The organism is Methylocystis sp. (assembly GCF_051061285.1).
GTDB lineage: Bacteria > Pseudomonadota > Alphaproteobacteria > Rhizobiales > Beijerinckiaceae > Methylocystis.
Window position 1 is genome coordinate 30,220 of the sequence record NZ_JBPFEA010000003.1, and the last position, 17,838, is coordinate 48,057.

Here is a 17,838-nt window from a genome sequence, read left to right on the forward strand (position 1 = left end):
GCTTATTCATGATGCTTGTTGCGGCCGCGCGCGGATTCGCCATCTGGGTCTTCGCGGCCGCGCAGCGCTCGCGCGGGCCGTCGAGAAGCGGCTTCGACGTCTGCCCGGCGTCCTTTTCGTTCGCGCCAGCGAATTGACGGGTTCGACTCTCATCGAATTTCAGCAGCCTCTCACAAGCGCGCGGCTGATGCAGGCGCTCGAAGCGGCGGTCGCCGAAGAGCCGGCATGGGACGTCGGCGACGGCGCGTCGCTCGCGCCGGAAAACGCCGCTCACGCCGAGGCGATCGATGCGCTCGCGACGCGGCTGGAGACGGACATCGGTCGAGGCTTAACGGCAGAGGACGCGTCGGAACGACTGCGGAAATGGGGACGCAACGAGCTCCGCCGCGCTGAGCCGCGCTCGGCTGCGATTGTTTTCGCCGAGCAATTGACCAGTTTGCCGATCGTTTTGCTCGGCGCATCGGCGGTGGTGTCGCTGGCCACCGGCGGCGTCGCCGACGCGGTGATGATCGCTGCGGTGGTGCTGATCAACGCCGGCATCGCCGCGGCCACCGAGCGTCAAGCGGACCGCACAATTTCCGGCCTTGCCTCGGAGGAGCTATCGGACGCCGCCGTGATCCGCAATGGCGCGCGATTGAGGGTCGACGCGCGCGATCTCGCGCCGGGCGACCTCCTGCTGATCGAGCGCGGCGCCTTCGTGCCGGCAGACGCGCGCCTGATCGCCAGCGACGATCTGACCGTGAACGAATCGCCGCTCACCGGCGAGGCGCAACCGGCCCCAAAAGACGCAAAGCTCGTCTTATCGCCGGACATGGGAGTCCCGGATCGTCGCAATATGGTGTTTCGCGGCACGGCGGTGACCGGCGGATCCGGCGTAGCCATTATCACCGCGGTCGGCGCGCAGACCGAGATCGGCCGCGTGCAGCAGTTGCTCGGCGCGCTGCAGCGGCCCCAGACTCCCATCCAGCGCGAACTTGGCGACGTCGAGCGCGAACTCGTCATCGTCAATGGCGCCATTTGCGCGTGCGTCTTCGCTCTTGGCCTTCTACGCGGCCATGGGCTTATCCCGACCTTGCGCAGCGCGATTTCGCTCGCGGTGGCGGCCATCCCCGAAGGGCTCCCCGCCGTCGCGACCACCACGCTCGCCTTGGGCGTGCAGGACATGCGCAAGCGCAAGGTTCTGGTGCGCAAGATCGACGCGGTGGAGACGCTTGGGGCGATCGAAACGATCGGACTCGATAAGACAGGCACACTCACCGAAAACCGCATGGCGGCGGTGCGCGTTCACGTCGACAATGGCGCGTTTGAGCTGCAGGAAGGCCGACTGTTGCGCGACGGCGTCGATGCCGACGCCGCAACAGTCGCTATTGCGCGTCGCCTCTTCGAAGCGGCGACGCTATGCAGCGACGCCGTCGCAAAGCCCGCGCCGAAAGATTGGGAGATCGACGGCACGCCGACGGAAACCGCGCTGATCGAGGCGGGCGTGGCGATGGGAGTCGATCCCCTCGCGCTTCGGCAATCTACCCCTTTGCTGACGAGCGTGGCGCGCGGCGAGGGCCGCAAGCGCATGAGCACGCTCCACGAAGCGTCCGGCGGCGCGCGCATGCTCTGCGTCAAAGGCGATCCGGTCGAGGTGCTGGCGCGTTGCGCGACCCGCAGCATGGCCGATGGCGCCGCGCCGCTCGACGGCCCGGCGCGGACCGCCATTCTCAAGGCCAATGAACGTATGGCCGGCGATGCGCTGCGCGTCCTTGGCGTTGCGATCGGCGAAGCCGGCGGCGATCCCCGTGACGAGCGGGATCTCCTGTGGCTCGGACTCGCCGGCATGGCGAATCCTATTCGCGCCAGCGTCGGCCCGGCGCTCAAGCAGCTGCATCGAGCCGGCGTGCGCACGGTGATGATCACCGGCGATCAAAGCGCGACCGCCTTCGCCATCGCGCGGCGCCTCGATCTCAATCACGGCGGCGAGCTGCGCGTGCTCGAAGCCGGGCAGATGGCGAAGATGCAGCCCGAGATGCTTGAGGCGCTGGCGAGGCAGCCGCATGTCTTCGCGCGCGTCACCCCCGTCGACAAACTCAACATCGTCAAGGCGCTGCAAGGCCATGGCCATATCGTGGCGATGACCGGCGACGGCGTCAACGACGGCCCCGCCTTGCGCGCGGCGGACGTCGGAATCGCCATGGGCGGAGAGGGCGCCGACGTCGCCCGTCAGGTCGCCGACATCGTGCTCGCGACCGACGACATGGATGGCGTCGTCGAGGCCATACGACTCGGCCGCGCCACATACGCGAATATTCGCAAGGTGCTGCGCTATCTCATATCGACCAACGCGTCCGAGACCATCGCCATGCTCGGCGCCGCGCTTGTCGGCGGCGAGCCGTTGACGCCGATGCAACTGCTCTGGCTCAATCTGGCGACCGACGCGCTGCCGGCGATCGCGCTGGGGCTTGAGCCGCCGGAGCCGGACGTGCTCGACAGGCCGCCGCATGATCCGAAGGCGGCGATTCTCGCCGCCTCCGATTTTAGGCGCATTCTTCGCGAGGGGTCGGTGATGGGCGTCGCGGCGCTTATCGGCTATTTCAGCCTCGGCGGCGGCGCAGGCGGCGCGCGCGCCAGCACCGTCACCTTTCACGGCCTCACCTGCGGCCAGTTGCTCCATAGCCTGTCCTGTCGCTCCGAGTTGCGGGGGTTAAGTTGCGAGATCGGCAGGCCCCCCAATCCGACGCTCTATGGCGCCGTCGGCGCGACCCTACTGCTGCAGGCGGGCGTGCAACTCTTTCCATTGGCCCGGCGCCTTCTCGGCCTGTCGCCGCTCGGCGCCGGCGACCTGTTGCGGATCGGCGCCATCGCCCTCGGCAGTTCGCTCGCCAACGATATCATCGGCAGAGTCGCCGATCGCGAAGAGACGCCGCTGCGCGGCAACGGAGAAAGCCATGTCGCCTGACATGATCTTCACGTCGGAGTCGGTGACTCCGGGGCACCCCGACAAGCTCTGCGATCAGATCAGCGATGCGGCCATTGATGCGCTGCTGCGTGAAGATGATCGCGCGCGCGCAACTGTGGAATGCGCCCTGGCGACGGGCGTCGTCTTTCTCGCTGCGCGATACGCCGCTGACGCGCTCGTCGATTTGCCGGCGCTCGCGCGCGCGGTCATGCAGGAGGCCGGCTACGCCGCCGGGAGCTTCGACGCGCGCAATTGCTCGATACTGACGAGCTTCGTCGAATTGCCGCTCGAGGCGCGCGAGCCGCCTCTCGAAGAGCTCGACGACGACGCGGCGATCAGCAGGCGCGTCGCGCATGAGCAGGCCAATGTTTTCGGCTACGCCTGTCGCGATACGCCTGAATTCATGCCGGCGCCGATCAGCCTCGCGCATAAGGTCGCGCGGGCGCTCGACGCCGCTCGTCGCGGCGGATTTTCTTCGCTCTCGCCCGACGCCAAGACGCAAGTCTCGATTGAATATCGCGGCGGTCGCCCCGCACGAATCTATGGGGTTTCGTTGACCGTCGCCTTTGACGGCGCGGCGATGGACGACGACAAGTTCGACCGGCTGCGCGCGATCGCGCTCGATGCGCTTTTTGCGGGCGACATGAGGCCGGATGCTCGCACGACGGTTCACGTCAACGCCGGCGAACCCTTTGAAATCGGCGGACCGGCGCGCCACGCCGGCCTGACCGGGCGCAAGAACGGCATCGACGCCTATGGCGAGATCGCGCGCCAGAGCGGCTCGGCGCTGTCAGGCAAGGACCCTTCGCGCATCGAACGCGCTGGCGCTTACGCCGCGCGGCACGCCGCCAAGAACATCGTCGCGGCGGGCCTCGCCGAGCGCTGCGAAGTCCACCTGGCTTACGCGGCGGGGCAGGCGGAGCCCATCAGTCTCTCGGTCGAGACCTTCGGCACGGGCTATCTTGCGGATGACAAAATCGCCAGGCGCCTCGCAGAGCTTCTCGATTTCCGGCCAGCCTCCATTGTTCGCCGCTTTGGCTTGCGCACCGCGCCGCAAGCCTCAGGCGCGAGGGGCTTCTATCTTCCGCTCGCGACCTATGGGCATTTCGGCCGTTCCGATCTCGATCTCCCGTGGGAAGCGACCGACATCGTTGATGCGCTTAAGGGCTAGGCCTACTCGCCATTATCGCCGTCGCCATCCAGCGACCAAACGCCACTGAGGCGGGTGGCGTACCACAGCAGGGTGATCGCCGGCGGCAAAACCCGCTCCTTCGACATTTGCCACAGCGCCGCTGCAAAGAGCGCGAGCGCCGCGACGACCTTGGGGTCGATGGAAACTTCCGGCGTCTCGCGCGCGGCGTGAGGCGCTTCGCCGACGACAAAGAGCCGCGCCTCCTGCGCCGCGACGCCGATGCGCGCCAAGGGTCCGCTGTGCTGAATCAGCACGCTGCCCGTCAGCGGCGTCACTTCGACGTTGCGAACGCCGGCGATCGCCGACAGGCCCTTGGAGACCGAAGCGAAATAAGCGGTGTCGCCGCGGCGGTCGGCGACACGCAGCCGCGCGCGGCCGGGCATGGCGTGGGCCACCTGCGCCAGGGGCAGGATTGCGTCGTTCATTTACGCGCTCTCGCCTGCGGCCCGCGACGCGGGAGCCTCGCTCGCTGGCGCCGCGCTCTCGGGCTTTGACGTCGCTTCGGGCTTCGTTTCGGTCTTCGCTTCGGTTCTGGCTTGCGCGGCCTTGGCCTGGGCGGCGGCCACCGCGGCCGCGAAAATATCGGCGGCGGCCTCGGTCTTCGCTTCGGCGAAGAGATCCTCGGCGGCCTCGGCGAGTTCGGCGCCTTGCACGCGCGCTTCGTGATAGGCCATCACCGCGGCTTTCATCGCCGCCTTGGCGATCGGGCGCACGCGCTGCGTTCCCTGACGGTTCAGGAGCAAAACGGCGGCGGCGCCCGTCAACGCGCCCAACGCAAATCCAAAGGGTTTCATCACTTCGACTCCGGTCCGATTCGCTAAGGGCCGCCAGGACCAAGCGGTGACGGCCAGGAAATTCTATCAAGACATCCCATCAGCAACAATCGACGCGATCGCGAAAAGAGCGCGCCGACGCGGTCACATAACTGTAACGTGGCGCGTTCCTATGAGCTGTGGCTGCCCGCTTTTCAATCGGCCCGGACGCCGCTTGTCTCTCAGAACATAAGAAGCCATGACCGTAATGTCCCGTATCCCGACGCTAGACCGCCTGCCTCCAGTGGAGACGAACGGCCAGACCGTGGGGCGCTATCTCGTGACCTCTGTGCCGGTGGCCCGCTCGCGGGAGAGCGCCGGCGAGGCGCGGGCGCGGTTGATTGGCCAGCGTTTCGACGACGCCTCGCATGTTTTCGTGCTTGCCGAAGACGGTCGCCTCATTGGCGTCGTCGCCATACGCGATCTGCTTGGGGCGCCGGAGACGACGCCGCTGCACGACATCGCGCGAAACGCCCAAGCCTATAGCGTCTCGTTCGACGCCGATCGCGAAGTTGCGGCGAGCGTCGCCATTCGTGCAGGTCTGTCAATATTGGCGGTCTGTGATGATGCGGAAGGGAGGTTCCTCGGCGCCGTGCCGGCGCGCGCGCTCATGACCATCTTGCGCGACGAGCATCTCGAGGATCTGCATCATATGGTGGGCATCCTCGGCAAGTCGGAGGCCGCAAAAGACGCCCTGACCGCCGCGCCGCACCGTCGCGCGCTCTATCGATTGCCCTGGTTGCTTGTCGGCATGGCCGGCAGCGCCGCTGCGACCGCGATGATGTCGCGCTTCGAAACTGCGCTCAGCGCGCATATCGCGGTCGCCTTCTTTATCCCGGCGATCATCTATCTCGCCGATTCCGTTGGCACGCAGTCGGAAGTCGTGGTCGTGCGCGGGCTGTCCCTGACCGATTCCGCCCTGCTGCCGCTCTTTGCGGGCGAACTCGGCACCGGAGCGTTGCTCGGAGCGATGCTTGGCTGTCTCGCTTTTCCGATCGTCTGGTTCTTCTTTTCGAGCGTGGGCCTTGCCGCGACCGTCGGGATTTCGCTGGCGGTCGCGAGCACCATCGCCACGGCGTTCGGATTTCTAATGCCTTGGTTGTTTGCAAGGCTCGGCTATGACGCAGCGCTCGGCTCCGGCCCGGTCGCGACCGTGGTGCAGGACACCTTTTCGCTACTGACCTACTTCGTCGTCGCTTCCTTTCTTGTGTTCTGAGCCGTTCGTTAAGAGACTTCGAAGAATTCAGCGATCGGTGCGCGTCTGAAGGCGGCGACGCCGCAAGGTTCGAGAATCGGCTCGCCGATCAAGAGAGTTTCTTCCTCGACCAGCGCCGAAATATCCGTCGTCGCGCCGTAATTGAAAATGTAGCGCATCGCCCCATTGTCGCGGACGCGGATATCTTCCGGAAGATCGAGCGTCGATATGCCGGCGACGACGAAAACTCGTCGCAGCACGCTTCTCAGCAATTCTTCGTCGGGCCAACCGGCGAGATAAAAGACGTTGTCGGATCGCGCGAGCGCAGTCTCGCCGTCCTCCGAGACAAGCACGGGCGCGACGCTCTCGCCGAAAGCCAAGAATTCGCGCCACCGCATGAAAGCGCCTTGTCCGGAGAGCGTAATCCGTACGCCTGGACGAAGGCTTTCGACTCGTCTGACGCGAATGTCGATCACGCTTCGCAAAATTCCGGGAGGCAGTTCCGCGGGTATTTGAAAATCAGCCGTCTTCGATCCCGTGCGCGGGCCAAGCAACACCGTCGCGCCGCTTTTCGCCAGCGCCTCGGCGAAGTCGTGAGACGGCGCAAAAAGCGCGGGGATAATGATCAGCCTTCGATCAGCGATCGCCGCCGCGGTCGGCGGAACGACGTCGACGGAAAGCCCCGCGCGCCGCAGCGCCCGATAGAAGCACATGACAAGATCGAAATAAGAAAAGTCCTGACCTTGCGGCTCGATGCGCCACGCCCAGGCGCTTTCATAATCGAAGATCAGCGCCACTGGCGCGTGCGCCGTTTCGACATGCGCGTTGAGAGCGTCGAGTTCCTTCGAAATACGCGCGATGTCATCATAGGCTTCGCTCGGCGCGGCGTTTGGCAGCAGCAGCCCCTCGTGCATCTGCTCTTGCGCGAAAGGCGCCTGCCGCCAGCGAAAATAACTCACCGCCTCGGCGCCGGCGGCAAAGGCCTCGAAGGTCCAGAGCCGCACGGCGCCCTTGGCGGGAGCCGGATTCCACGGCGCCCAATTCACCGGTCCCGGCTGCTGCTCCATCACCTGCCATCGGCCGCGCCCGCAGGCGCGGTAGAGATCGTGATGAAAGGCCTGAAAGTCAGGATCGCCGACGCGCATGTAGCGCAGCTTGAAGGTATCGTCTCGAGAAGAGCGTTCGAGAAAGCCGAGCGGGTAGCTGTCCCACGCGGCGATATCGAGATCATCCGACAGCGCATAGTGATCAAAGTCGACGAACGCGCCCATGAAATTATGGAGGATCGTCGCGTCCGGCGCATGACGCCGGATGATCCGCGCTTGGCGTCGATTGAAGGCCACGACCTGATCGGACGAGAAACGCTGAAAATCTAACAGAAGCGACGGATTGGCTTCGGTGACGGTCAGGTTCGGCAGCTCGATCGCGTCGAAACGTCGATATTCCATCGACCAGAAGACATTGCCCCAGGCTTCGTTCAGCGTTTCTATCGAGCGATATTTTGCCTCGCACCATCGCCGAAACGCCTGCAGCGCGGCCAGCGAATAGCTCAGCACAGTGTCGTGGCAGCCATATTCATTGTCGGTCTGCCACGCCGCCACGGCGGGATGGCCGCCGAAAGCTCGCGCCAGATGCTCGACGATGCGGTCGCATTCTTGAGCGTAGCCTTCGTGGCTGAAACAATAATGGCGGCGCGAACCGAATTTGCGCGGCCTGCCATCGGCGTCGAGCGCCGCCATCTCCGGCATCTTGTCGACGAGCCATTTCGGCGGCGTCGCCGTCGGCGTTCCGAGCACGACCTTGAGCCCGGCGCGATGCAGCGTATCCACGGCGCGGCTCAGCCACTCGAAACGGTAGGCGCCCTCGTTCGGCTCCAGCCGTGACCAGGCGAATTCGCCAATCCGCACAAAGGAAAGACCTATCCCCTTCATCATGGCCGCGTCCTCGCTCCAGCGTGACTGAGGCCAATGTTCAGGATAGTAGCAAACGCCAAGGCGTTGACGTGTCATGCGCGGTCTATCATTTGATCCCCTACCGCCGATCCGATGCGGCGTCGCCTTGACGGTTTGATGACAATGGGACTGTGGCCGGAATGGAGTCGAGGATCGAGCAAGATCTGATAGCCGCCTTCCGCCGCAGTTTCGAGCGCGAGCCGCGCCTTTTTCGGGCGCCGGGCCGCATCAATCTCATTGGCGAGCATACCGATTACAACGACGGCTTCGTCATGCCGGCGGCGCTCGACCTCTCGATCTGGGCCGCCATCGCGCCGCGCTTCGACCGGCGCTTGCGCATAGGCTCGCTGATCATGGACGAAGTCGTCGAATTCGATCTCGAGGATGCGAACGCACAGCCGCGCGGCGATTGGACCGATTATGTGCGTGGCGTCGCGATCTTTCTAGAACGCGCCGGCTATGAACTCAGCGGCGCCGATCTCGTCCTCGACGGAAATCTGCCCATCGGCGCGGGACTTTCGGCCTCGGCGGCGTTCGAAGTCGCCGCGGGCTTCGCGCTTTTGACGATCTCCGGCTGCGAGGTCGACAGAGTCGAACTCGCCAAAATCTGTCAACGCGCCGAAAATCAGTTCGTTGGCGTTCGCTGCGGCATTATGGACCAATACATATCGTGCTGCGCCGTCGCTGGGAGCGCCCTGCTGCTCGACTGTCGCAGTCTCGTTTCGCGGAAGGTTGCGATCGATCCGAACGCGCGTCTTGTCCTTTGCGACACGATGGTGCGCCACCAGCTCGCGAGCGATGAATATAATTTGCGCCGCGCGGACTGCGAGCGCGCGGTCGCGGTTCTCTCGACGCGGATCGATGGAATAGCGGCGCTGCGGGACGTGACATTCGCCCAATTGATGCGACACGCCGACGCGATGCCCGCACTCGTCTTTCGCCGCGCGCGGCACGTCGTTGGCGAGATCGACCGGACGTTGCGCGCCGCCGCGGCGCTGGACGCGGGGGATCTTAAGGAGTGCGGCCGCCTCATGTATCTTTCGCATGAAAGCCTGCGCGACGACTATGAGGTGAGCTGCGCCGAGCTTGATCTCATGGTCGATATCGCGCGCAGCCTTCCGGGTGTCTATGGCGCGCGGATGATGGGCGGCGGATTTGGCGGCTGCACCATCAATCTCGTGGAGGCGAGCCGCGCGGAAGCTTTCGCGCAGGCGATGGCCGACAGATATCGCGCAGCGATTGGGGTGACGCCGCCCATCCTCACCTGCGTTCCCGGTCCCGGCGCGGGCCCTGTCGGCGATTAGGAGCGGCTCGTGTCTTTGCTGAGTAACGCCTCGCATCGCCGACTCAATCCGCTCACGGGCGAATGGGTGCTCGTCTCGCCGCATCGGACCAGCCGGCCATGGCAAGGCCAGGTCGAAAAGGATCGCGCAACGGATCGGCCCACATATGATCCGTCCTGCTATCTGTGTCCTGGAAACGAGCGGGCGAATGGCGAACGCAACCCGGCCTATGAGGGCGTTTTCGCGTTCGATAACGACTTCGCGGCGCTCACGCCGCAGGCGTCAGCGGAAGAGATCGTTCAAGACGGACTTCTTGTCGCGCAAAGCGAGACCGGCCGATGCCGCGTGCTGTGCTTTTCCGAGCGCCACGATCTGACCTTGCCGCGCATGAGCGTCCCAGAGATCACTCGCGTCGTCGACGCATGGCGCGACGAAACGATGCGGCTCGGCGCCCTCGATGCGATCAACTACGTGCAAATTTTCGAAAATCGCGGCGCGGCGATGGGCGCCAGCAATCCGCATCCGCACTGCCAGATCTGGGCGACGCACAGCATACCGAACGAAGCCGCCAAGGAATCGGAGCGGCAGGGCGCATATCTCGCCCAAAACGGCTCCTGTCTCCTGTGCGACTATCTCGAGCTTGAACAAAGCCTCTGCGAGCGAATCGTTTGCGGTAACGATCATTTTGTTGCGCTTGTGCCGTTCTGGGCGATTTGGCCGTTTGAAACCATGGTGATCCCAACACGGCATATCGGTTCGTTTGACGAATTGACTGGCAGCGAGGCGAGGGCGCTTGCCGAAATCCTTAAGCGCGTGACCATTCGCTACGAAAATCTATTCGAAACGGACTTTCCCTATTCAATGGGATTTCATCAGCGCCCCACCGACGGCGCGCCGCACGCCAACTGGCATTTTCACGCGCATTTCTATCCCCCGCTGCTGCGTTCGGCCACCGTGCGGAAATTCATGGTCGGATTCGAGATGCTTGGCGAACCGCAACGCGACATCACGCCGGAAACGGCGGCGGCGCGTCTGCGTGAGGTTTCCGAAACGCATTATCTCGACAAGCGCACGCGCCAGGGTTCAGCGAGATGAGAAAAAGCGCGATCGCCGTCGAAGCTGCCGCCGACCTCGTTCCCGACGGAGCGCGCGTCATGATCGGCGGCTTTCTTGGCGTCGGATCGCCTGATCGGTTGATCGACGCGCTCGTCGCGCGTGGCGCGCGCGCACTGACGATCATCGGCAACGACACCGCCTATCCGACCGTCGGCGTCGGCAGGCTGATCGAAGCGGGATGCGTTGCGCGTGTTGAAGCCTCGCATATCGGCACCAATCCGACCACGCAGCGGTTGATGAGCGCCGGCGCGATCGAAGTGGAGCTCATACCGCAAGGCACGCTCGCCGAACGAATCCGCGCCGGCGGCTCGGGGCTTGGCGGCGTCTTGACGCCGACCGGCGTGGGAACGGTCGTCGCGCAAGGCAAGCAGATGGTTGAGATCGACGGCGCACGCTTTCTCATCGAAAAGCCGCTGCGGGCGGATTTCGCCCTGCTGCGCGCGCATGAGGCCGACTATTACGGCAATCTGACCTATCGACTCACGGCCGCCAATTTCAACCCGGTCATGGCGTTCGCCGCCGATTGCGTCATCGCCGAACCCGACGAGATCGTGCCCGTCGGAGTCATTCCGCCCGACGCGGTGCGCACGCCGGGCGTGCTCGTCACGCACATCGTGGGCAGGGCGCGCTGATGGACGCCAAGGAAATCATCGCGCGCCGCGTCGCCCTGGAGCTGCGCGACGGCATGCTCGTCAATCTCGGGATCGGCCTGCCGACTCACGTGGCGCGTTTCATCCCAAAGGGGATGTCCGTCGCCATGCAGAGCGAAAATGGCCTTATCGGCTTCAGCGCGCCGCCGCCGGATGGCATGGAGAATCGCGATCTCATTGACGCCGGCGGCGGACTCATCATGTCGCTGCCGGGCGCCGCCAGTTTCGACAGCGCGACGAGCTTCGCGCTGATTCGAGGCGGCCATGTCGACATGGCGGTGCTCGGCGCGCTGCAGGTCGACGCCGCGGGACATCTCGCCAGCTGGATGATTCCGGGAAAGTTTACACCGGGGATGGGGGGCGCCATGGACCTCGTCGCGGGCGCAAAGCGCGTCATCATAGCGATGCAACACGTCGCCAAGAGCGAGCCGAAGATCGTCGAAACTCTCACCTTGCCGCCGACCGCGGCGCGGCGCGTCAGCCTCATCGTGACGGAGCTCGCGGTCATCGAGTCGACCGATGAAGGGCTGGCGCTACGCGAACGCGCGCCCGGCGTCAGCGTCGCGGATATCGTCGCCTGCACCGGCGCGCGGCTGATCGTGCCGGAAGTTACGCCTGAGATGCCGATCGTCGATAGGCCCGCCTGAACGACGACTCGCCTCAGCGTCTGTGCGCACAAGCGCTTCGGAACTCTCAGTGATTGAAAGCGCTACGCCGGTTGGCGTTCTCTTGCGTCTCGAATTTGCAATGATCTGTGGAGCCGACTCGGGCTTCTTTGTCTCGATCAGCATCAGTTCGTCGATGCGCCGCTGATCGCGTAGGCCGTGCGGCGCACTTGCCTCGACGCCCTTGCCTCGACGCCCTTGATATTGGCTGGAGCCGCTACACTTGTCGCTTTGGCCGCGCCGCTCTTGAACCGCGGCGGTCAAGCGCCAACAGCAAAGAGTCGATCTATGAGCAAGCTGATTTTCCTTCTTGCGGCCTTCATTGGCCTCGCCGCGTTCAACCCCGCGACAGCCCGGACGATGGACAAGCAGCGCGCGGCATGCGAGCGCGATTCCCACAAGTTCTGCGCGGCGGAAGAGCCCAATGCGATCGCCGTCGAAAGGTGCCTGCGCGCGCATATGAACGAGCTTTCAAGCGCCTGCAAACGCCAGTTCAGGGCAAAGCGCCGCTGATTCAGCTCTTCGCTTGAGGAATGCCGGCGCTGGCCGCGCATTCCGCCAAGGTCGTCGGGCGCTGTGAGGTTGCACGCAGCTTGATTGCAGCGCCTTCGCAGGCCCACTAAACTGCCGGCCATGAACCGGCTGTCGAAAAGCGCCAAGGCGTGGGGCGCGTTACTCGCCGCCAGCGCGCTGGCTTTGGGCGCTTGCGCCGTATCGGCGCGCGCCGCGCCCTGCGGATCGTCTGCGGCCGGTTTTCGCCAATGGCTCGAGGAGGTGAAACGCGACGCCGCGGCGGAAGGCGTTTCGCCGCGGACGCTCGACGCCGCGCTGGCCGGCGTAACCTACGATCACGCGGTGATTGGCCGCGACCGCGGACAGCGGATTTTTCACCAAAGTTTCGAGAAGTTTTCGAGTCGCCTGGTGACGCCCGCCCGCTTGAGCAAGGCGCGGGCGCTACTTCAGCGGCACGCGGCCCTGCTCGCACAGATCGAGGCGCGCTATGGCGTTCCCGGAGCGGTGCTCGTGGCGATCTGGGGACTGGAAACGGGCTTTGGCGCCGACAATGGGCGCTTCAGGACGATGCAGGCGTTGGCGACGCTCGCCTATGACTGCAGGCGCTCCGCGCAATTTAACGAAGAGCTGAAGCACGCGCTGAGAATCGTCGAGCGCGGCGATATGTCTCCGGCGCAGATGCGCGGCGACTGGGCTGGCGAGATCGGCCAGACGCAATTCATGCCTTCCTCCTATCTGAAATATGGCGTCGATTTCGACGGCGACGGCAGACGCGATCTCATACGATCCACGCCCGACGCGCTCGCCTCGACGGCGAATTTCCTCAAGGGCAAAGGCTGGCGCTCTGGCGCGGGCTGGAATGAAGGCGAGCCGAACTTCGCGATTCTGCTCGAGTGGAATCAGGCGCGCGTCTACGTAAAAACGATCGCCCTGCTGGCGACGAAGCTCGCGGGCGCGCAATGAGCCGCGTCGCGCTGTTAAGGCGCATGTCCAAAGACCGCTGAACGATCCGCTCTCGCGGATTTTAGCAAATTCTTCCTTGAAAAAGTTCGTTGTTCTAAATTACGACTGGGCTATAAGGCTCACGGTTCCGCCGCCTCACCAGCGCAGGTTTTGCCATGCCTTACGCCTCAGTCTCCAAATTTCGCCACGGCATATTCATGCTTGCGCTTTGTGCGGGGGCTGTCGGCTCGCTTCCAGCGTCGGCGCAAATCGTTCCCAAATGCACGGAAGAAAACATCTCGAAGCACTGCTTCGGCGTCATAACGGCGCCGGACGGCAACCGCTATATCGGAGAGATGAAGGGCGGCAAAGCCAACGGCAAAGGCGCGCTCATGTTCACGGACGGCAAGAGATATGAGGGCCAATTCCGCGACGGCGCGCCAAACGGCAAGGGAACCATCACACATCCTGACGGCGAGTCCTACACCGGCAATTTCAAAGACGGGAAGAAAAGCGGGCAGGGCAAATTGGTCGCCGCTGACGGAAAAATTTATGTCGGCCAGTTCAAGGATGACGTTCCCCATGGCAAGGGCGCCGTCACCATGCCCGACGGCAAGAAATTCACCGGAAAGTTCGTAGACGGCGAACTTGCGGTGAAGCCGAAAGCCGGCAGCGCGGCGCAAAGCGAACAGAAGGGGCCGAAAAACGGTCTGCCGCCTTGCGACGTCAGCTTGGCCAAGCCTTGGAAGCGTTGCGTCGGTGGACTGAAGTTTCCAAACGGCGACGTTTATACGGGCGAGTTCCGCGACGGAAAAGCGACCGGGCGCGGCGCGATCACGTTCGCGTCCGGCGGACAATATGTCGGCGAGTTCCGCAACGGCGTTCGTCACGGCAAAGGCACTTACACGATCGCCAACGGCGAAAGCTACAGCGGCGAATTCGTCAATGGCCGGATCGTCGGCAAGGGCGCTTACACATTTCCCGACGGCAAGAAATATGTGGGCGAATTCCGCGACGGACGCCCGCACGGCAAGGGCATTCTCACCCTGCCGAATGGCGCCTCCTACCGCGGCGAGTTCCAGAATGGCGAGCCGGACGGGCAGGGAACGATGATCTTGCCCGATGGGCAGTCGCAGACCGGACTGTTCAGCGCGGGCAAATATCAGCCCCAATAGACCGCGTAGGCTCGGTTCGCCAGCGGGCGCAGGATCATAGGTGATCGCCAGGGCGCGCCGCCTTGCTGACGCGAAGTGCATGAAATCGCAAACCCCAGCCCGCGGGGCTGGGGTTTATAGAGTCTCGGCCGTCTTTCGCTTCTCTGCGCCTACTGGATGGGCGTGACGATCGTGGCTTGCGAATTATTATTTAGGCTCACATTGTCCGAGCCCGTCTTGCTGATCGTCGCGCCTGCGGAGTCGATGATGCTGCCGATCGCGAAGGCTTGCTTATCGATGCTTACATTGCTCTGATTCTGGTTGCCCGATCCAAGATCGACGAGGCTTCCGGCAACCGAGCCGTTTTGGACGACGGCGGCGTTATTGTTCACGCCGATCTGTGTGACCGTCGAATAATTATTGCCGTACGCCTGAGCTTGGTTCTGATTATTGTTCTGACCGTCGGCGAGGGCCGGTCCGGCCGCCAGCATGCACAAGGATATTGTCGCGATCAGCTTTTTCATGGATCTGGTCCCTGGAAGTTAGCGTTCAGTGTTCGGTACTGGCTACTGTCACCCTAGCTTTGCAGCGCGCTGCGGTCGATCGTTTCGAGTTCGACAAACTGCGATAGAATTCTCGATGTGGCCGAAACGCCACATGTCTCCGGCCTCGTCAAAAAGCCTTCCGCATATAGGTGAGGACGTTCGGGAAATTGACGGCCACCGGCAGACCGCGTCCGCCGAGGTATTGGCCGTTGGCCTGGCTCCATGTCCAGCCGCCTTCCAGTCCGAACGCCCATCCCTCGCCGGCCCAATATTCGGCGTTTCCGACGACGCGCTGACCTCTGACTTGCGTATTGAAGCCGAAAGCTACGTTGCCGAATCCGAGAAATTCCGGGGCGGAGCCCATGTAGGCCTGAAACGCCGCGCCGGTGATCGAAGTCTTGAACACGGGAGTCCAGAGATGTTCGTAGGATCCCATGATCGACTGTCCAGTGCTCCTCTGGATCGTTCCAGTCGAACTGCTCACATAGTCGATCGACATATACGGAATGCCGAGGTACGACAGCGCGCCTTGAGTCGCGCTCGCCGCCAGCATCGCCTTGCCGTACATCTCGCCGCCAATCGGACCAACGAGCCCGCTCCACTTCCAACGATATTCGCCGGCAAGCTGCGCAGCCCAGCCCCAAGTGGCGTTCTTCGGCATGAACGAATTGTACGTGTTGGCGGAAACATCCCTGATTTCGTGCATCGCTCCCGACGCGTGGACGACGAAGGCGGGCGCGCCGACGCGCAGTTGCCCGACGAAATCCGGATAGCCCCCCATGCCTGTAGGATATCTTGATAGAACGCCTTCCGGATAACGCCTCATCGTCGGGTCTTCAGCCGAAACGCTGATCGAGGCGCCCAAGCGCGGAAAGAGACTCGGCAGAATGTTGAGATTTTCGATTCTGTGGGTGTACGAAATCGCCGGCGTCGTGAGATAGGACGCATAGCCGGGCATGAAGGTGTAGCCGGTGCGGCTGAAGCTGAAGAGCGAGGGCTGCAGTCCGACGCGCAGCCCGCCGAATTGAACCCAGGCCTGATCAAAGGCGCCTCTCCAATAGTGCCCGTTGATCTGATTCAGGGTGATGCGCGTTTCGCCTTGATAATTTTTTTCCGTCCTGGCGAACAATCCCGCGTTAACGAACACGGAGATCGTTCCGTAATCCGTGTTCCGGAACGCCAGAAAATTCACCATGCTGTAAGTGCCGGTATAAGCGCCGGACGTTTCGTTGCGGACGAGCGGATTCTTATAATAGTACAACATCGGCACAGCGGCGCTCAATCCGAGCCCACTCCATCCGTATCGATACGCAGGAAGCCGCTGCGTCGTGAACGCAATGTCTTCGGTCGCAAAGTCCTTGCCCAGGAATCCGGTGAAGGATCCATGGACCGCGCCGCAAAAGCCGATATAGGGAATTTGAAAAAACTGGGTATTGCCGTTCAAGTTGCATGGCCCGGTCATTCTCACAACGGGCCGCGCCGCTGCTTTTGCTACCGGCTGATTGGCGGGACGTTTCTCTTTCACGCGCGTTTTTGATGCGGCGTTCAGTTCTTCGATTGCGCGTGTGGCTTCCAGGATCGATGCGTCGACGCCCTTGTCGAAACTTGCCGGTTGCGCGCGCGCCGCCGAAGCGCCAGCCATTCCGGCGGCGCAGGCGAATGTTGCGACGATCTTTATTCGCGTTTTCACGGAGCCAGTCCTTTGGACATTACGATCAAAGGTTCGTCGTCAGTGCATTCGTCCAAAGCTGTTCGTCGCCGTCAGACCTGGCGGCGTCCAGATCGCCAGGCTCATGCTGTCCGTGGCGAAAAGAGAGAGATAACCTTCCGGGGTTTGATAGGACTGGTAGATTGGACCGTCGGTCGGAATTTGCACCCGAGGCGCGGCCCCATGGCCGACGGCGGAGTTTTGCGCAACGGCGGCGACATTCGTGCCCCCCATTTGCGTGATCTGCGAACTGTTCTCCAAGCCGTTCTGAGTCACGGACGCGTAATTCTGTCCGCCATAACGCGCACCGTCGCCGCGAAGGCTCGCGCTGCCGCTAGACGCTCCCGTGGAGTCGCCGATCTGTTGCATCTGCGAATAGTTGTTGAGGCCGTTCTGGCTGATCACCGCTTGATTCGCCTGATTGGAGTCCTGAATTCCGTAATAGACGTTCACGAAGCCCGACTGTGAAAGGTCGATGGACGACTGCGATCCGCTGGTGATGCCTATGGCGAAATTGAAAGGCGCGCTTTGCGTCGCCATCTGCGCAAAGGCGGAATTCATAACGCTCAGGAGGAAGATTGCGGCTAAAAGCGAGGTTCGCGACATCTTCTATTCCCAGCTCTCGAACAATGACGATCAAGCGCGCGAGGGCGCTCTTTAAAGACTCGGCGCTAAGAACTAGCGCCTGAGAAAAACCGGCTGCCGACAGTCGAAGCGATAGGGGCGATTGTCGCTGCCCGGAACCGGCTCCAAAACCCAGATGTCGTCTCTGAGGTAGTCCTGGGCTTCCGTCTGCGCCAGATAGCCGCCGAGACATGCCGGCGAACTGTCATCCGCTACAACCGCGACAGGTCGTCGCTGCCTGTGACTCTTGGCTGCGTCGGCGGGCGACGCGGATGCGGAGAAAGCGACAAGAGCGATGAGGGCGGCTTGTAGGATTGGCTTCATTGGACTGATCCTTTGGAGCGAATTCCGCTCATGCCGCCCTCGAAAATTCGCGAGCGCCAGTTGGCAGAAGCCCACCGGCGCGAGCTATGGCCGAAAGTTGGTGACAGCATGAATCGGTAAGGCGGCGTATCGTGGGGGTGTTCGAGCCTCCACTTCTCCATTGAAGGAGTGATACGCCGTGTCCAACGATAATGTCATCAAGCTGATTCAGCCAGGGAC

General features: G+C 63.2%; 17 protein-coding genes. 10 read left to right on the forward strand and 7 right to left on the reverse strand.

Going from position 1 to position 17,838, the window contains the following annotated elements:
- Positions 1-133 precede the first annotated feature (133 nt).
- Positions 134-2,944: a cation-translocating P-type ATPase gene (locus ACR65T_RS00590; RefSeq protein WP_434494659.1), complete on the forward strand. Its 2,811-nt coding sequence runs from the start codon at positions 134-136 to the stop codon at positions 2,942-2,944.
- Positions 2,934-4,115: a methionine adenosyltransferase gene (metK, locus tag ACR65T_RS00595; RefSeq protein ID WP_434494660.1), complete on the forward strand. Its 1,182-nt coding sequence runs from the start codon at positions 2,934-2,936 to the stop codon at positions 4,113-4,115. The genes ACR65T_RS00590 and metK overlap by 11 nt, the downstream gene beginning before the upstream one ends.
- Positions 4,116-4,117: 2 nt before the next feature.
- Here the strand turns inward: metK and ACR65T_RS00600 are convergent, their stop codons facing one another.
- Both ACR65T_RS00600 and ACR65T_RS00605 read right to left on the reverse strand, forming a co-directional pair.
- On the reverse strand, positions 4,118-4,561 hold the full coding sequence (locus ACR65T_RS00600; RefSeq protein ID WP_434494661.1) for a hypothetical protein: 444 nt from the start codon (positions 4,559-4,561) through the stop codon (positions 4,118-4,120).
- Positions 4,562-4,930 (reverse strand): DUF5132 domain-containing protein, encoded by a 369-nt coding sequence (locus ACR65T_RS00605; RefSeq protein WP_434494676.1) that lies wholly within the window; start codon positions 4,928-4,930, stop codon positions 4,562-4,564.
- Between the two features lie 217 nt (positions 4,931-5,147).
- Between ACR65T_RS00605 and ACR65T_RS00610 the strand changes: the two genes are divergently transcribed.
- Entirely contained in the window at positions 5,148-6,164 is a 1,017-nt protein-coding gene (locus ACR65T_RS00610; RefSeq protein ID WP_434494662.1) for a magnesium transporter, read from the forward strand.
- Between the two features lie 8 nt (positions 6,165-6,172).
- Here the strand turns inward: ACR65T_RS00610 and ACR65T_RS00615 are convergent, their stop codons facing one another.
- Complete coding sequence (locus ACR65T_RS00615; protein WP_434494663.1) at positions 6,173-8,152, reverse strand: beta-galactosidase; 1,980 nt, start codon at positions 8,150-8,152, stop codon at positions 6,173-6,175.
- Positions 8,153-8,235: 83 nt separating this feature from the next.
- On the opposite strand from ACR65T_RS00615, the gene galK reads away from it, so the two are divergent.
- The 7 genes from galK to ACR65T_RS00650 all read left to right on the forward strand — a co-directional run bounded on the left by galK (position 8,236) and on the right by ACR65T_RS00650 (position 14,439).
- Positions 8,236-9,399 (forward strand): galactokinase, encoded by a 1,164-nt coding sequence (galK, locus tag ACR65T_RS00620; RefSeq protein ID WP_434494664.1) that lies wholly within the window; start codon positions 8,236-8,238, stop codon positions 9,397-9,399.
- Positions 9,400-9,408: 9 nt separating this feature from the next.
- Complete coding sequence (locus ACR65T_RS00625) at positions 9,409-10,473, forward strand: UDP-glucose--hexose-1-phosphate uridylyltransferase (RefSeq protein WP_434494665.1); 1,065 nt, start codon at positions 9,409-9,411, stop codon at positions 10,471-10,473.
- Entirely contained in the window at positions 10,470-11,126 is a 657-nt protein-coding gene (locus ACR65T_RS00630; protein ID WP_434494666.1) for a CoA transferase subunit A, read from the forward strand. The genes ACR65T_RS00625 and ACR65T_RS00630 overlap by 4 nt, the downstream gene beginning before the upstream one ends.
- Complete coding sequence (locus ACR65T_RS00635) at positions 11,126-11,791, forward strand: 3-oxoacid CoA-transferase subunit B (protein ID WP_434494667.1); 666 nt, start codon at positions 11,126-11,128, stop codon at positions 11,789-11,791. The genes ACR65T_RS00630 and ACR65T_RS00635 overlap by 1 nt, the downstream gene beginning before the upstream one ends.
- 306 nt (positions 11,792-12,097) lie before the next feature.
- Positions 12,098-12,322 (forward strand): hypothetical protein, encoded by a 225-nt coding sequence (locus ACR65T_RS00640; RefSeq protein ID WP_434494668.1) that lies wholly within the window; start codon positions 12,098-12,100, stop codon positions 12,320-12,322.
- 120 nt (positions 12,323-12,442) lie between these two features.
- Positions 12,443-13,285: a lytic murein transglycosylase gene (locus tag ACR65T_RS00645; protein ID WP_434494669.1), complete on the forward strand. Its 843-nt coding sequence runs from the start codon at positions 12,443-12,445 to the stop codon at positions 13,283-13,285.
- Between the two features lie 155 nt (positions 13,286-13,440).
- Positions 13,441-14,439 carry an MORN repeat-containing protein gene (locus ACR65T_RS00650; protein ID WP_434494670.1) on the forward strand — a complete coding sequence of 333 codons (999 nt, stop codon included), beginning with the start codon at positions 13,441-13,443 and terminating at the stop codon, positions 14,437-14,439.
- A gap of 149 nt (positions 14,440-14,588) precedes the next feature.
- Here ACR65T_RS00650 and ACR65T_RS00655 read toward each other — a convergent pair whose 3' ends face one another.
- The 4 genes from ACR65T_RS00655 to ACR65T_RS00670 form a co-directional block, all read right to left on the reverse strand.
- Positions 14,589-14,942 (reverse strand): hypothetical protein, encoded by a 354-nt coding sequence (locus tag ACR65T_RS00655; RefSeq protein WP_434494671.1) that lies wholly within the window; start codon positions 14,940-14,942, stop codon positions 14,589-14,591.
- A 148-nt stretch (positions 14,943-15,090) separates the two neighbouring features.
- Positions 15,091-16,653 (reverse strand): porin, encoded by a 1,563-nt coding sequence (locus ACR65T_RS00660; protein WP_434494672.1) that lies wholly within the window; start codon positions 16,651-16,653, stop codon positions 15,091-15,093.
- Between the two features lie 39 nt (positions 16,654-16,692).
- Positions 16,693-17,277, reverse strand: a complete 585-nt coding sequence (locus ACR65T_RS00665; RefSeq protein WP_434494673.1) for a hypothetical protein — start codon at positions 17,275-17,277, stop codon at positions 16,693-16,695.
- 72 nt (positions 17,278-17,349) lie between these two features.
- The gene (locus ACR65T_RS00670; protein ID WP_434494674.1) at positions 17,350-17,619 is read right to left on the reverse strand and encodes a hypothetical protein; all 270 of its coding nucleotides are present in this window, start codon (positions 17,617-17,619) and stop codon (positions 17,350-17,352) included.
- Positions 17,620-17,838: the final 219 nt, after the last annotated feature.